Annotated in this window: 16 protein-coding genes; 13 read left to right on the top strand and 3 right to left on the bottom strand. The window is 64.0% G+C overall.

Annotated elements, in window-relative coordinates; translation table 11 throughout:
- Positions 1-31 precede the first annotated feature (31 nt).
- The 11 genes from J2X44_RS07295 to J2X44_RS07245 all read left to right on the top strand — a co-directional run bounded on the left by J2X44_RS07295 (position 32) and on the right by J2X44_RS07245 (position 5,801).
- Positions 32-478 (top strand): MerC domain-containing protein, encoded by a 447-nt coding sequence (locus tag J2X44_RS07295; RefSeq protein WP_310088860.1) that lies wholly within the window; start codon positions 32-34, stop codon positions 476-478.
- 90 nt (positions 479-568) lie between these two features.
- Entirely contained in the window at positions 569-745 is a 177-nt protein-coding gene (locus J2X44_RS07290) for a hypothetical protein (RefSeq protein ID WP_310088859.1), read from the top strand.
- 19 nt (positions 746-764) lie between these two features.
- Positions 765-1,340, top strand: coding sequence for a hypothetical protein (locus J2X44_RS07285; RefSeq protein WP_310088858.1), 576 nt, complete (start codon positions 765-767; stop codon positions 1,338-1,340).
- Positions 1,337-1,528, top strand: coding sequence for a helix-turn-helix transcriptional regulator (locus J2X44_RS07280; protein ID WP_079637060.1), 192 nt, complete (start codon positions 1,337-1,339; stop codon positions 1,526-1,528). Before J2X44_RS07285 ends, J2X44_RS07280 begins: the two co-directional genes overlap by 4 nt.
- Before the next feature lie 5 nt (positions 1,529-1,533).
- On the top strand, positions 1,534-2,460 hold the full coding sequence (locus J2X44_RS07275; RefSeq protein WP_310088857.1) for an alpha/beta hydrolase: 927 nt from the start codon (positions 1,534-1,536) through the stop codon (positions 2,458-2,460).
- A 77-nt stretch (positions 2,461-2,537) separates the two neighbouring features.
- A complete protein-coding gene (locus J2X44_RS07270; RefSeq protein ID WP_037556512.1) occupies positions 2,538-2,792 on the top strand; it encodes a DUF6356 family protein in 255 nt (84 codons plus the stop codon).
- Complete coding sequence (locus tag J2X44_RS07265; RefSeq protein WP_310089347.1) at positions 2,789-3,553, top strand: alpha/beta hydrolase; 765 nt, start codon at positions 2,789-2,791, stop codon at positions 3,551-3,553. The genes J2X44_RS07270 and J2X44_RS07265 overlap by 4 nt, the downstream gene beginning before the upstream one ends.
- 40 nt (positions 3,554-3,593) lie before the next feature.
- Positions 3,594-4,031, top strand: a complete 438-nt coding sequence (locus J2X44_RS07260) for a thioesterase family protein (RefSeq protein ID WP_310088856.1) — start codon at positions 3,594-3,596, stop codon at positions 4,029-4,031.
- 9 nt (positions 4,032-4,040) lie between these two features.
- Entirely contained in the window at positions 4,041-4,478 is a 438-nt protein-coding gene (locus J2X44_RS07255) for a VOC family protein (protein WP_310088855.1), read from the top strand.
- 83 nt (positions 4,479-4,561) lie between these two features.
- Positions 4,562-5,290 carry a hydroxyacylglutathione hydrolase gene (gene gloB, locus J2X44_RS07250; protein WP_310088854.1) on the top strand — a complete coding sequence of 243 codons (729 nt, stop codon included), beginning with the start codon at positions 4,562-4,564 and terminating at the stop codon, positions 5,288-5,290.
- A gap of 64 nt (positions 5,291-5,354) precedes the next feature.
- Positions 5,355-5,801, top strand: coding sequence for a hypothetical protein (locus J2X44_RS07245; protein WP_310088853.1), 447 nt, complete (start codon positions 5,355-5,357; stop codon positions 5,799-5,801).
- Between the two features lie 74 nt (positions 5,802-5,875).
- Here J2X44_RS07245 and J2X44_RS07240 read toward each other — a convergent pair whose 3' ends face one another.
- The 3 genes from J2X44_RS07240 to J2X44_RS07230 all read right to left on the bottom strand — a co-directional run bounded on the left by J2X44_RS07240 (position 5,876) and on the right by J2X44_RS07230 (position 10,669).
- Entirely contained in the window at positions 5,876-7,681 is a 1,806-nt protein-coding gene (locus tag J2X44_RS07240) for a long-chain fatty acid--CoA ligase (protein WP_310088852.1), read from the bottom strand.
- Positions 7,682-7,835: 154 nt separating this feature from the next.
- Positions 7,836-9,527: a gamma-glutamyltransferase gene (gene ggt, locus J2X44_RS07235; RefSeq protein ID WP_310088851.1), complete on the bottom strand. Its 1,692-nt coding sequence runs from the start codon at positions 9,525-9,527 to the stop codon at positions 7,836-7,838.
- A 74-nt stretch (positions 9,528-9,601) separates the two neighbouring features.
- On the bottom strand, positions 9,602-10,669 hold the full coding sequence (locus tag J2X44_RS07230; protein WP_310088850.1) for a quinone-dependent dihydroorotate dehydrogenase: 1,068 nt from the start codon (positions 10,667-10,669) through the stop codon (positions 9,602-9,604).
- Between the two features lie 94 nt (positions 10,670-10,763).
- Between J2X44_RS07230 and J2X44_RS07225 the strand changes: the two genes are divergently transcribed.
- Together J2X44_RS07225 and J2X44_RS07220 are read left to right on the top strand one after the other, a co-directional pair.
- Positions 10,764-12,584, top strand: coding sequence for a DUF885 domain-containing protein (locus J2X44_RS07225; protein WP_310088849.1), 1,821 nt, complete (start codon positions 10,764-10,766; stop codon positions 12,582-12,584).
- Positions 12,585-12,687: 103 nt separating this feature from the next.
- The gene (locus J2X44_RS07220; RefSeq protein ID WP_310088848.1) at positions 12,688-13,575 is read left to right on the top strand and encodes a helix-turn-helix domain-containing protein; all 888 of its coding nucleotides are present in this window, start codon (positions 12,688-12,690) and stop codon (positions 13,573-13,575) included.
- The last annotated feature ends 214 nt before the right edge of the window (positions 13,576-13,789 follow it).

Raw genomic sequence — 13,789 nt, 5'->3', positions numbered from 1 at the left:
CACCGCAGCCCCTCCCGCGAAAGATTCCCCTATGTGCCTTCCCGCCGCGCGTCCGCGCTTTGCCGACCTGTTTGGGGTCGGATTATCGCTGACCTGCCTCGCCCACTGCCTCGCGTTGCCGCTGCTGATCCTGCTCGCACCCGCGCTCAGCCGCTGGATCGCAATGCCCGAGTGGTTTCACGCGGCGATCCTGATGCTGGCCGTGCCAGCCGCGTTGATCGCGATGACCGACGGTTGGCGGCGCCACGGCGGGCTGATGCCCGGCGTGTTGGCGGGCGTCGGCCTGACGCTGCTGGCGGCCGGATTGGCGGCGCATGAGGGATGGATTGCGGTAGCGGATCGCGCCGCGGCAGACCGGCTGCTAACCTCTCTCGGCGCGCTGGCGCTGGCGAGCGCACACCTCTTCAACTGGCGGCTGCGGCATCGCGGGGACGCGGCGCCGAACCTGTTTCCCAGCCGTCACAACGATTCATGGTGACAAGCAAACCAATCCTCTTGTCAATTTCGCTTGACTTTGATCGGGCTTACTGTCAATGTTCCTTTACCGATTAACAAGGGAGCTTGACCAATGCCACAAATTCTTCGCGCTCTGCCATGGGCGGCTGCGAGCGTGCTCGTCGCCGTCGCCAGCATCTTTGAGCTGATTCCCGAATCGTCGGCGCAGACGCTGATCGTCGTCATCCCCGTGCTGATGGTCGCGACCATGAACGCCAAGCCGTGCGCGCTGCGCCAGCAGAGCGTCTGAGATGGCCGAAGATTCCCCCATGCCGCGGCATCGCGCTCCACTGCTGTGGGGCCTCGCATTCATGGTCGCCACATTCGGGACCGGCATTTTTGCCCGCGTCGTCGGCCTGAACGGCTTTTGGAGCATGGCCGTGATGCTACCGCCGATGCTGCTGCTGATCCCCATGATCCGGTCCGCCGAGCGCGGGGGAAATCTTGCCGGATGCAACTCACCGGCGCTGAGCCGCTATAATCGCCGAGGGTTGGTCTGGGCATTCGGCTATGTCGCGGCGCTGTTCTTCGCCATCTCGGTCAACGACTGGCTGAAGCCGACAGGACCGCTGCTATGGCTGATCGCGGTACTGCCGGCGCTGCCGATCCTCTACTTCGTGTGGGCGCTCTATCGTTATCTGATCGAAGAAACCGACGAATATCTGAAGATGCGCTACGTGAGCGATGCCTTGTTCGGGCTTGGCCTGCTGCTGATCGTATCAACAATTTGGGGCTTCCTCGAGAGCTTCAAAGTCGTGCCGCATGTCGAAAGCTGGATTGTCGTTCCGGTCTGGGCGATCGGCCTTGGCCTGTCGCAAATCCGGCGGCGGATCAGCGGGTCGTGAAAAACCGCCTGAAAGTCCTGCGTGCCGAGCGGGACTGGAGCCAAGGCGATCTGGCCGAGCGGCTGGAGGTGTCGCGCCAGTCGGTGAACGCGATCGAGACAGGCAAATATGACCCCTCGCTCCCCCTCGCCTTTCGCATCGCCGACCTGTTCGGGCTGCCGATCGAAGATATTTTCCTGAAGGATTGATTGCCATGAATCGACATACTTCTGTTGCCGCGACCTTCCTTCTCGCGGTCGGTCTGCTCGCGGGCCGCGCCGATGCCGCCGAGCCGTGTCCGACGGGAATGGTCGAGGGCAAGCGCATTACGGTGCAGGTCGAGGGCGATGGCCCCGACGTCGTGCTGATCCCGGGTCTGTCCAGCCCGCGCGGGGTCTGGGATTCGACTGCCGATCGACTGAGGGCCAAGCATCGGCTGCACCGCATCCAGATTCGCGGCTTTGGCGATGAGGCCGGGATCAATGCAGAGGGGCCAGTGCTCGACCCGATGATGCGCGAGGTTGCCGATTATATCGACAATTGCATCACCGATCGGGGGCGCGCCGCGCCCGCTATCATCGGCCATTCGATGGGCGGGCTGACCGGATTGATGATCGCCGCGCGGGCACCGGACGAGGTCGGCAAGCTGATGATCGTCGATGCGCTGCCGTTTATCGGCACCTTGTTCAATCCTGCGGCAACGGTCGACAGCGTGAAACCGCAAGCCGAGCAGATGGCGGCGATGATGCGCGCCCAATATGGCCAACCTGTGCCGACGACGCCGGTCAGCGATCCCGGCCCGGTCAGCATGGTCGGCAGCATGTCGAACCAGCCTGCCGGGCGCACCGCGATCCTCGGCTGGATGCGGTCCGCCGATGCACGGGTCACCGCGCAGGTCTTTCACGACGTGATGACGACCGACATGCGCGGCGAACTGGCCGCGGTGACAGCGCCGGTCACCCTGCTCTATGCACAGGACGACAGTCTGATGCCGGCCGAGCGCGCGAAGGCCGCGTTCGAGCCGCAATATGTCGGCGTCGCAAAATTCACCGCGCAGATGGTGTCGGGCAGCCGTCATTTCATCATGCTCGACCAGCCCGAAGCCTTTGCCAAAGCGGTCGACGATTTCCTTGCCGATTGAGCGTCCAACCGCCCCCTGCCCTTGCGAGCCGATCGATCGCTCGCTAGGGCAGCGGCAGTCGGAAGGGAGCCACCCGCATGTTTAAGCGCCTGTTCGTCGACCATCCCAAGAGCGTCGATGAAAATTATATCGAACATTTCGGCGTCGCGTCGAAATTCGGTGTAACCATGATCTGGGGCGGGCTGTGTGCGCTGGTCCATGCGGTCGTGCCCGGGTGGTGCATCACCACCGGCAGCGACACGATCCAGCGGCTCAATCATATCATGGTCGAAAAGCGGCGGGCGAAAGGCCAGGCCGTGATGCAGATGAGCACGATCGACTGGGTCATCTGACCCAAGTGGACGCCGCTCCCGACTATCTCGACCGGCCCGGCCGCCCGCGCTTGGCCTGTCGCCATGTCGCAGGGGCGGCGCCGACGATCGTCTTCCTGCCCGGTTATATGTCCGACATGGCGGGCGGCAAGGCGACCGCGCTGTTCGATTGGGCCGCAGCCGAAGGCCAGGCGTGCCTGCTGCTCGATTATGCCGGATGCGGACTGTCTGAGGGTCTGTTCGCCGAACAAGATTTGCTCGATTGGCGCGGCGATGTGCTCGACCTGATCGATGCAAAGGGCGATGGCCCGGTGATCATCGTCGGATCGTCGATGGGCGGCTGGCTGATGCTGCTGACCGCGCTGGCGTTGGTCCAGCGCGACGGGCCGGGCCGGGTCGCCGGACTGGTCGGGATCGCCGCGGCGCCAGATTTCACCGACTGGGGATTCACCGACGCCGAAAAGGCGATCATCCTGGCCGAAGGCGAATTGCGCGAGGACACACCATATGGCGACCAGCCCTATGTGACGACGCGCGGTTTTTTCCAGTCGGGTGAGGCGAACCGGTTGCTCGGCGGATCTATCGCGCTCGCCTGCCCCGTGCGATTGCTGCACGGCGAGCAGGACGGCGACGTGCCGCCCGAAATCAGCCTGCGCCTGTCCGCCGCGCTCGTCAGCGCGGACGTGCAGGTGACGCTGGTCAAGGGCGGCGACCACCGCCTGTCGCGCGATACCGACATCGCGCTGCTGATCGACACCGTCGCGCGGCTCGCGGCACCCTGACCACGTCGCGCGGCTCGCGACGGCAAACTAAAGGATTATCATGGCCCGCAGCGACTTTCGTTTCCACGTCATCAAACGTGTCCGCTATGCCGAAATCGATGCCCAAGCGGTGGTGTTCAACAGCCGTTATCTGGAATATTTCGACATCGGAATCACCGAATATTGGCGCGCCGCCGGGGTTTATGACCGCTGGCCGGGCCACACCAGCCCGGAATTCCACGTCGCGCGCGCCGAGGTCGATTACAAGGTGCCGATCCTGCTCGACGAGGAAGTCGACATTTGCGTGCGCTGTTCGCGCGTCGGGCGCAGCTCGATGACTTTTTTGTTCGAACTGCACGGCGCGGGGAAAGACGATCTACGCGCGACGGGGCTTGAGGTCAGCGTCCATGTCGCCGAATCGCAGGGCGCGCCGACCCCGGTGCCCGATAAATTCGTAAACTTGTTCGAAGCGTTTGAAGGACGCAGCCTTCGCGGGTAGAACGGCGGCATGGCCAAATATCTTCACACCATGATCCGCGTCACCGAACCCGACGCGACCGTCGCCTTTTTCCAGTTGATCGGGCTGGAAGAAACCCGCCGCTTCGACAGCGAACAGGGGCGCTTTACGTTGATCTTCCTCGCCTGTCCCGGGCAGGAAGGCGTCGCCGAGGTCGAGCTGACCTATAATTGGCCGCCCGCCGACGGCAGCGCTGCGGAGGAATATTCGGGCGGTCGCAATTTTGGTCATCTAGCCTACCGCGTCGATGATATTTACGCGACCTGCCAGCGGCTGATGGATGCCGGGGTGACGATCAACCGCCCGCCACGCGACGGTCATATGGCCTTTGTCCGCTCGCCCGACGGCATTTCGGTCGAACTGTTGCAGGACGGCCATCTGCCCCCGGCTGAACCCTGGGCGTCGATGCCCAACACCGGCGCGTGGTAGGCGTAAACCGGCAGCGGCAACCAAGGCGGCGACCTCTGGCTTCCGTCTAAGAAGGCAAGAGGCCGGAGCGAAAGGAGATCAACGTGGCTGCACTCGACATCGTCCGCATCCCGGTGCTCAGCGATAATTATGTCTGGCTGGTCCATGATCCCGAAAGCGGAGCGACCATGGTGGTCGACCCTGCGGTTGCCGACCCCGTCCTCGCCGCCGCCGCGACGCGCGGCTGGACGATCACCGACATCTGGAACACCCACTGGCACCCCGACCACACCGGCGGCAACGCCGCGATCAAAGAGGTAACCGGCTGCACGATCACTGGTCCCGCCGCTGAATATGCCCGCATTCCGACGCTCGATGTGCAGGTGGCGGGCGGCGACAGCGTGCGCCTGGGCCGCCATGTCGCCAGCGTGTGGGACGTCCCCGCCCACACCGCGGGACACATCGCCTATCATTTCGCCGCAGACGCCGCGATCTTTGTCGGCGACACGCTGTTCGCGATGGGCTGCGGCCGCCTGTTCGAGGGGACGGCCGAACAGATGTTCGCCAATATGCAAAAGCTGGGTACGCTCGACGATGCGACGCAGGTCTATTGCGCGCACGAATATACGCTGTCGAACGCGCGCTTTGCGGTGACAGTCGATCCCGACAACCCGGCGCTTGCCGCACGGCTCGCCGCAGTCGAGGCGGCGCGCGCCGCGGGCGAGGCGACGGTGCCGACGAGCATTGGCGAAGAGCGCGCGACCAACCCGTTTTTGCGCGCGCCGACCGCCGCCGAACTGGGGCGGATCCGGGCTCTGAAGGACGCTGCCTGATGGCGCCGCTTCAGCGTCCGTTCATCTGCCAGCAATATATTGAGCAATCTCAAGGAGCAATGTCATGGCAAAGCTGAACCTGGTGGGGGCCGCGCTGCTGTTCGCAGCCGCGCCGCTGGTCGCCAGCTGCGCGCCCGCCGGCACCGCCGAACCGGGCGCGGCGGCTCTGACCCCGAAACAGGCCGAACGGCTCGACAAACAGCTGGCTGGAAAAGTGCCCGGCCAACCGATCCGCTGCCTGCCCAGCTATCGCAGCAATGACACGATCCGCGTGTCGGACAGCATCCTGCTGTACCGGTCGGGCGGCAATCTGGTCTATCGCAACGACCTGAGGAATAGCTGCCCGGGCTTGGCGCGCGATAGCGACATCATGGTCGTGCGACAGTTCGGGTCATCGACGTGCAGCGGCGACTTCTTTCATCTGGTCGACCGGTCAAGCGGTATCCGCGGCCCGACCTGTGTTTTCGGCGAATTCGTCCCCTATCGCAAACCGGCGGGGGACGCAGGCTGAACCAGCGGTTCAGTCGCAGGCGGGGACCGGTTTGCGCCGAGCTCTTCGGGTCGCACCCCCGCCTGCTTTGATGACTAGGCCTTATACAACGCCGCAATCTTGTCGGCATACACCTCGCGCAGCACATGGCGGCGGATCTTCATCGACGGCGTCATCTGCTCATTCTCGATCGTGAAAGCCTCGTCGGCAAAGTCGAACTTGCGGACCTTTTCGATCACCGACAGCTGGCCGTTGACGCGGTCGACCGCGGCGCGGATTGCGGCGCGGAATTTTTCATGTTCGCGCAGGCGGCACAGGTCTTTCGGCAGCCCCTCGGCCTCGGCCCATTCGGCCATCCATTCGGGATCGGGAACGAGCAGGCCGACAAGGTGCGGGCGCTTGTCGCCATAGACCATCGCCTGCAGGATTTCGGGCTGGAGCGTCAGCATCCCCTCGACGCGCTGGGGCGAGACATTGTCGCCCTTGTCGTTGACGATCAGATCCTTCTTGCGGTCGGTGATGACGATCCGCCCCTTGTCGTCGATATGGCCGATGTCGCCGGTGTGGAGCCAGCCGTCGATAAGCACCCGCGCGGTTTCGGCGTCGTTGCGCCAATAGCCCTTCATCACCAGCTCGCCGCGCACCAATATCTCGCCGTCGTCGGCAATCTTGACCTCGGTGTTCATCAGCGGCGGGCCGACGGTGTCCATCTTGATGCCCGCTGCAGGGCGATTGCAGCTGATCACCGGTCCCGCCTCGGTCTGGCCATAGCCTTGCAGCAACGTCAGCCCGATCGAGTGAAAAAACACCCCGATTTCGGGATTGAGCGGCGCGCCGCCCGACACCAGCGCTTTCATCCGGCCGCCGAAACGCTTCTGGATCTTGGGCCGGAACAATTTGTCGAGGATCAGGTCGACCGGGCGGTCTAGCACGCCCATGCGGCGTTCGTAATCCTTTTCGCCGACGCGCAGCGCCTGGTTCAGCATCCAGTTGGCGAGCTTGCCCTGTTTTTCGACCGATTTGATCATCCGCGCGCGGATCACTTCGAACAGGCGCGGCACGACGACCATGATCGTCGGGCGGGTTTCCTCGATGTTAGAGACGAGCTTTTCGAGGCCTTCGCTGTAATAGATTTGCGCCCCGACCATGATCGGCAGGAACTGGCCACCCGAATGTTCATAGGCGTGGCTGAGCGGCAGGAAGGACAGGAACACCTCTTCATCGCCGATGCCGAAATCATTGACCAGCACTTCGGCGGCACCCGCCGCATTGTGCAGGATCGCGCCATGATGCTGCATCACCCCGCGCGGCGCGCCGCCGGTGCCGCTGGTGTAGATCAGGCAGGCGGTGTCATCGCGCGTCATCGCCGCGGCGCGCGCCTTCGTTTCCTCCAGATACGCCTCGCCGCCGGTGACAAGCGGCGCCCAGTCGCGCACGGCGACATCGCCCTGTTGCCCGACGCGCAGGCTCTCCATCGTGATGACCGTGTGCGCGTCGGAGCGCGTCACCGCGGGCATAAGCGTACGCGCCAGCTTGGCGGTCGATACGATCACCGCTTTGGCGCCGCTATTGTCGAGGATGTGCTGATGATCGCGTTCGGTGTTGGTGGTGTAGGTCGGCACCGTGATGCACCCCGCGGCCATGATCGCCAGATCGGCGATGCACCATTCGGGGCGGTTTTCGCTGACCAGCACCACCCGGTCGCCGTCCTTCAGGCCCATCTCACGCAGGCCATGCGCGAGCGCCGCAACCTGATTGGCGACCTGCCGCCAGCTTAGCGGATGCCAGATACGGTCGGCCTTGCGCCACAGAAACGGGTCTTCGCCGCCCTGTTCGGCGCGATCGAAGAACATCGCGACCAAGCTGGGGAAATGGTCGAGATGGGGGTTGTTGAGCTTCATTTTATCTCTCTCCACGGAGACTGTTTTTCTGTTCTTATCGTTTCAATTACACGTCATTGCGAGCGAAGCGAAGCAATCCAGAGTCGTTTTGCGCCGCTCTGGATTGCCACGAGCCTTCCACCCTCGCAATGACGACATAACGAGATTGGCGTATTCAGCCCTGCGGCGGCGCGCCATCCACCGATGAAGTCCCCGGACCACGCGGATCGGCAGCCCCCCGCCAGACGCCATCGACGCGTTCGACCGCGTTCAGCTTTGACCCCAGATCGGTGGGGGTGAAATTATAGCCGAAGGGTTTCATCTTCGCGGCGACCGCCTCGCCCGCCGCCGTATCTTCGATCAACACCCCGCGGTCGCCGAAATAGAGGTTGGGCAGTTCCATCGCGGTCTTGGCGTCGAGCCCCCAGTCGAGCACGCCGACGAGCACTTTCGTGACATGCATGATGATCCGCTTGCCGCCCGCCGAGCCGACCGCGAGCACGACCTTGCCATCAGGGCCGTAAACGATTGTCGGCGACATTGATGACAGCGGGCGCTTGCCGGCCTGCACCCGGTTCGCGGTCGGCACGCCGTTATTGGTCGGCGCCAGATCGAAGTCGGTGAGTTCGTTGTTGAGGAAATAGCCGTTGGCGATCAGGTGGCTGCCAAAAATGCTTTCGATCGTCGAGGTCATCGACACGACGTTGCCCGCCTGATCGGCGACCGCAAAATGGGTGGTCCCCTGCTCGGGGATCGGCGGCGCTTCGGCGCGCGGCTTGGCGCCGGGCGGCGTGCCGGGTTCATATTTTCCAGCGGCACCGAATGGCGAGATAAGCTGGCGGCGCTCAGCCAGATATTTTTTGTCGAGCAACCCGGCCACCGGGACGTCGACGAAATCGGCGTCGCCCAGATAGGCCCCGCGATCGGCATAGGACAGTTGCATCGCCTCGGCCAGCAGGTGCCAGCTCATCGGGTTGCCCTGCCCCATCGCCTTCATGTCCCACCCCTCGATCATGCCGAGGATGCCGAAGACGGTAGTGGCGCCCGAGGAGGGCGGCCCCATGCCGCAGACCTTGTAGGCGCGATAGGTGGTGCAAACTGCCGGACGCTCCTTCGACTGATAGGCGGCAATATCCTTGGCGGTGATTTGCGCGCTGTTGCGCGGCGCCTTGGCCACCGCATCGCTGATCGCCTTGGCATTGGCGCCGCTATAAAACGCATCGGGACCGCGCGCCGCGACGTCGCGGAGCAGCGCGGCATAGGCCGGGTTGCGGATGCGGGTGCCGACCGGCGCCGGCTTGCCATCGACATAATAGATCGCGCGCGCGTCGGGAAAATCCTTCCACAGCGGTTCGAACTGGGTCAACCAGTTGTGCAGCACCGGGGTGACCTCAAACCCGTCTTCGGCGAGCTTGATAGCGGGTTGCAGCACCGCCTGCCATTCCAGCTTGCCCCATTTTTTATGCGCCATTTCCATCAGCCGCATATTGCCGGGCACCCCTACCGACAGCCCGCCGGGGATGGCATCGCGGAACGAGCGCGGCTTGCCGTCGGTGCCCAAAAAACGATCGGGCTTGGCGGCAGCAGGGGCCATTTCGCGGCCATCAATCGTCGATATGCTGCCGACCTTGGCATCATGATGCAGCATGAAACCACCGCCGCCGATGCCACTCGATTGCGGTTCGACCAGCGTCAGCACCGCCACCATCGCGACCGCAGCATCGGCGGCGGTGCCACCCTGATGCAATATCTGACGCCCCGCCTCGGTCGCGCGCGGATCGGCGGACGAGGTGACGCCCTGTGCGAGCGCGGATGTCGGGAGGGTCAGGGTGAGGAGCGCGGCAAGCGGCAGGAGTCTTTTCAACATGGCGGCGACTTTGGCGCGGGGTCGGAGGGAGTGCAAGCCTTGTTCCCTTACCGCTTGCGGGAGGGGAGAACGGCTTACCCTACCCCCACCGCGTCGCTCACCCGCGCGAACCCATCGCGCACCGCCAGCTTTTCCAGCCCCTGCGCAATCCGCGCCGCAAGCCCCGGTCCGGCATAAACCATCGCCGAATAAATCTGGATCAGGCTCGCGCCCGCGCGGATACGTTCCCATGCCTGCTGAGCCGAGGCGATCCCGCCCGCCGCGACCAGCGGCACCTTGCCGCCGCTGGCGACGTGAAAATCGCGGACCCGCTGCAACGCCAGATCGGCGAGCGGCGCCCCCGACAGCCCGCCCGCTTCGTCGGCATTGCGCGAGACCAGCGACGGGCGCGTGACCGTGGTGTTTGACACGATCACCGCGGCCAGCCCCTTGGCGATCGCCACCGCAACGATGTCATCGATGTCGGCAGGTTCGAGGTCGGGGGCTACTTTCAGGAACACCGGTTTGGCCGCCCCTACCGGCTGCGCCGCAGCGACACCGTCGAGCAGCGCCTCGAGCGCGCCCTTGTCCTGCAACGCGCGCAATCCGGGCGTGTTGGGCGAGCTTATATTGACGGTCAGATACTCGGCGAGCGGCGCCATCGCCGCGGTGCCTTTGGCATAATCGGCGATACGGTCGGCGCTATCCTTGTTGGCGCCGATATTGATCCCCAGCGGCACCGGCAGACCGTGACGGCGCAGGCACGCGATCCGCTCCGCCGCCTGTTCCTGCCCGCCATTGTTGAATCCCATGCGGTTGATCACCGCGCCATCTTCGACCAGCCGGAACAGCCGCGGACGCGGATTGCCATCCTGCGGCAGCGGAGTCAGCGTACCGACCTCGACAAAGCCGAAGCCGAAATGCGGCATCGCATGCGCGACGCGCGCGTCCTTGTCGAAACCGGGAGCCAGGCCGACGGGGTTGGGGAAATGCAGCCCGGCGAGTTCGGTCGCGAGCACCGGACTGGTCAGCGCGCTTCGCGCCCGCGGCAGCGGCTGCAATGCGCTGAGCGTCAGATTATGCGCCGCCTCGCCATCGGTGGCATGGACGATCGGGCGGACCAGCGCATAGGCGGCATCGGCGGCAGAGGCGAAGAGCGACATGGCCCGCCATTGCGCGTCCCGCGCGGCTATGGCAAGCCCCGCCTCAACCTATTGAGCATCGCCAAAAAGCCATCGGAAAAACCGGGAGAAAATCGTGTCGCAGCTTCGCATCATCGCTCGTCTATCCACCGGCCTCGCCCTGCTCGCCGTCGCGGGCTGCGCGCCTGCCGCGGTGCAGGAGGCGCCCGCCACCGCCGCATCGGCACCCGCGCCAGACGTTGCGCCTGCCGGGGCGAATTTGGCGCAATTCTTTGACAATTACGATGCGGCGCAGCTGTCGCTCAGCCCACAGGGCAAAGCCTATCGCGGGATTCGCGACGCCGACTACGGCCGTTGGAACGACGTCAGCGACGAGGCCGCTGTCGCGAGCCACAAATTGCAACAGGCGACCGCCGCAGCGATGCGCGGCAGTTTTGACCCAACCACCATGTCAACCGACGACGCCCTCTCGTTCGAACTGTTCAACGCGCAGGCGGCGCGCGCCGAGCGATTGTTCCCGTTCCGCGATCGGGGCTATGTCTTTGATCAGATGAATGGCCCGCAAAGCCAGCTTCCCGCCTTCCTCATCAACATCCACCGCGTCGCGAACGCCGCCGAGGCCGAGTCCTATGTCGAACGTATCCGCGGGCTGGGCCCGATCCTCGACGCGCTGACCGCGCAGTCGGTGACGCGCGCCGCCAATGGCGTCCAGCCGCCCAAATGGGTCTATGCCTATCTGATTTCGGACATCGGCAATTTGCAGGCGCCGAACAACGCGGTGATCGAGGACATCACCGCGAAAGTCGCCAAGCTCGACATCGATGCCGCCGAAAAGGCACGGCTGACCGCGGCAGCAAAAGCGGCCTGGGCGGAAAGCGCCGGCCCCGCCTATGGCCGTCTGCTCGTCGAAATGAAGCGTCAGCAGGCAAGCGCCCCGACGCAGGACGGGGTGTGGCGACTACCCGACGGCAAGGCCTATTATGAGGCGCTGCTCGCCAATTACACGACCACCGACATGACCGCGACGCAGATCCACGACCTGGGCCTGTCCGAAGTCGCGCGCATCCACGGCGAGATGAAAGCGATCATGGCGAAGGTCGGGTTCAAGGGAACACTGCAACAGTTTTTCGAGCATCTGCGAACCAGCCCGCAATATTATCATATGACGCGCGAGGCCTATCTGGCCGAAGTCGATGCGCGCACCAAGGCGATGGAAGCGCGGCTTCCGGCCTTTTTTAACACGCTGCCCAAGGCGGCGCTGCAGGTGAAGGCGGTCGAGGCGTTTCGCGAGAAATCGGCGGGCAAGGCGTTTTACCAATCGCCGTCGCCCGACGGATCGCGCCCCGGCACCTATTATGTGAACCTATACGACCTGCGCGACATGCCCAAAACCGAGCTGGAGGCGCTGGCTTATCATGAAGGCGTTCCGGGGCATCATTTGCAGCGCGCGGTGCAGACCGAGCTGACCGGCCTGCCGCCCTTCCGCCGCTTCGGCGGCTTCACCGCCTACACCGAAGGCTGGGGTCTTTATACCGAGGAGCTCGCCAAGGACATGGGCTTCTACACCGATCCCTACAGCGATTTCGGGCGGTTGGGCATGGAGCTGTGGCGTGCGTGCCGCCTCGTCGTCGATACCGGCATCCACGACAAACGCTGGAGCCGCGAGCAGGCGATCAAGTACCTCAAGGACAACACCCCCAACCCCGAAGGCGACATCGAAAAGGCGATCGAGCGGTATATCGTCTATCCGGGGCAGGCGACTGCCTATCTGATTGGCAAGCTCAAGATCATGGAATTGCGCGGCCGCGCGCAGACGGCGATGGGCGCAAAGTTCGACTATCGCGCCTTTCACGACGTCGTCCTGAAATCCGGCCCCGTGCCGCTCGATGTGCTCGAACGGCGGGTCGACGCTTGGATCGCTGCACAAAAAAGCTAATTAAAAAACAAAGTTCGCGCTTGACGCGCAGGGATGAAACGCAAATGATTTGTTCCAGATAACAAGGCAACCTGGGGAAAGGTTGCCACGGTCTGGGTTCGTCATGTCAGAAGCATCATCCTCGCGCGTCGGCGCGGACGGCAGCGCGCCGTTCGAACTTCACTATTTTCCGCCCGATCCCGATCTGGCAGACATGGTGTCGAGTTTCTATTTTGCGCGCCTCAACATGCCGAAATTCGACGAATATGAACGCGCCGACCGGCCGCAGTTCCGCTTCGTGACCAATGCCGACGGCGAATATGTCTTTGCCGATGGGCATCGCACGACGGTGACGCGCGCCATCATCATCGGCCCGACGAGCGGACGAGTGCGCGCGATCAGCAATTGTCCGGCGCAATTGTTCGGGTTTGGCATGTTGCCCGCAGGATGGGCAGCGCTGATGGGCGACGACGCGGAAAAGCTGACCGACCGCGCGATCGACGCGACCAGCCGTTTCGGGCCGTGGATCGAGGAGGTGGCGAGCGCGCTGGAACAGGCGGCGGATGTCGAGGCGCGGCTGGTCATCGGCAATAATTTCGCCCGCGAGGTGCTGACCCGCGGCGAGGCACCGCCGTTGTGGTTCATCCGCACCGTCGACGAGTGGCTGACCGCGTCGCCCTCCCCCCAGGTTCCCGACCTCGTCGACGCCACCGGCATGTCGATCCGCTCGGTCGAGCGGATGACCAAACATTATTACGGGCTGTCGCCGCGGATGCTGGCGCGCAAATATCGCGCGGTGCGCGCCGCATCGGCGCTGGCGCGCGGCGAAGGGCTCGATTCGGCGCAGCTCGGCGACGCCTTTTACGACCAGTCGCATTTGATCCGCGAGATCAAGCGTTTCGCCGGGGCGACGCCGGGGCAGCTCGGCAAACCGACCACCTACACCGAAGCAACGACCAAGGGGCGCAAGCAGCTGGCCGGCAAGGTCAGTCCGATGGTGTCCGAAACCTGAAGCAGCGGCCTGCGGCGCGCGCGACCGATTCTGTCTCGGAATGGGTCAGATCGATCATCATCAAAATGCGATCCAAGCCGTTTTTGGCGTTTCCGTCCAATCGCGAATCATCGCACCGGCATAATTCAGCCTTGCGACCCAGAAGAGCTCATCCTCTGACGAGGACTGAGACCTTCATCTCGGCACTCATTTGGCTCCGGCCAAGTGGGTGCCT

The sequence above is a fragment of the Sphingopyxis sp. BE259 genome, assembly GCF_031457495.1.
Taxonomy (GTDB): domain Bacteria; phylum Pseudomonadota; class Alphaproteobacteria; order Sphingomonadales; family Sphingomonadaceae; genus Sphingopyxis.
Note: the sequence above shows the minus strand (reverse complement) of the source record. Positions and strands in the feature narration are given on the sequence as shown.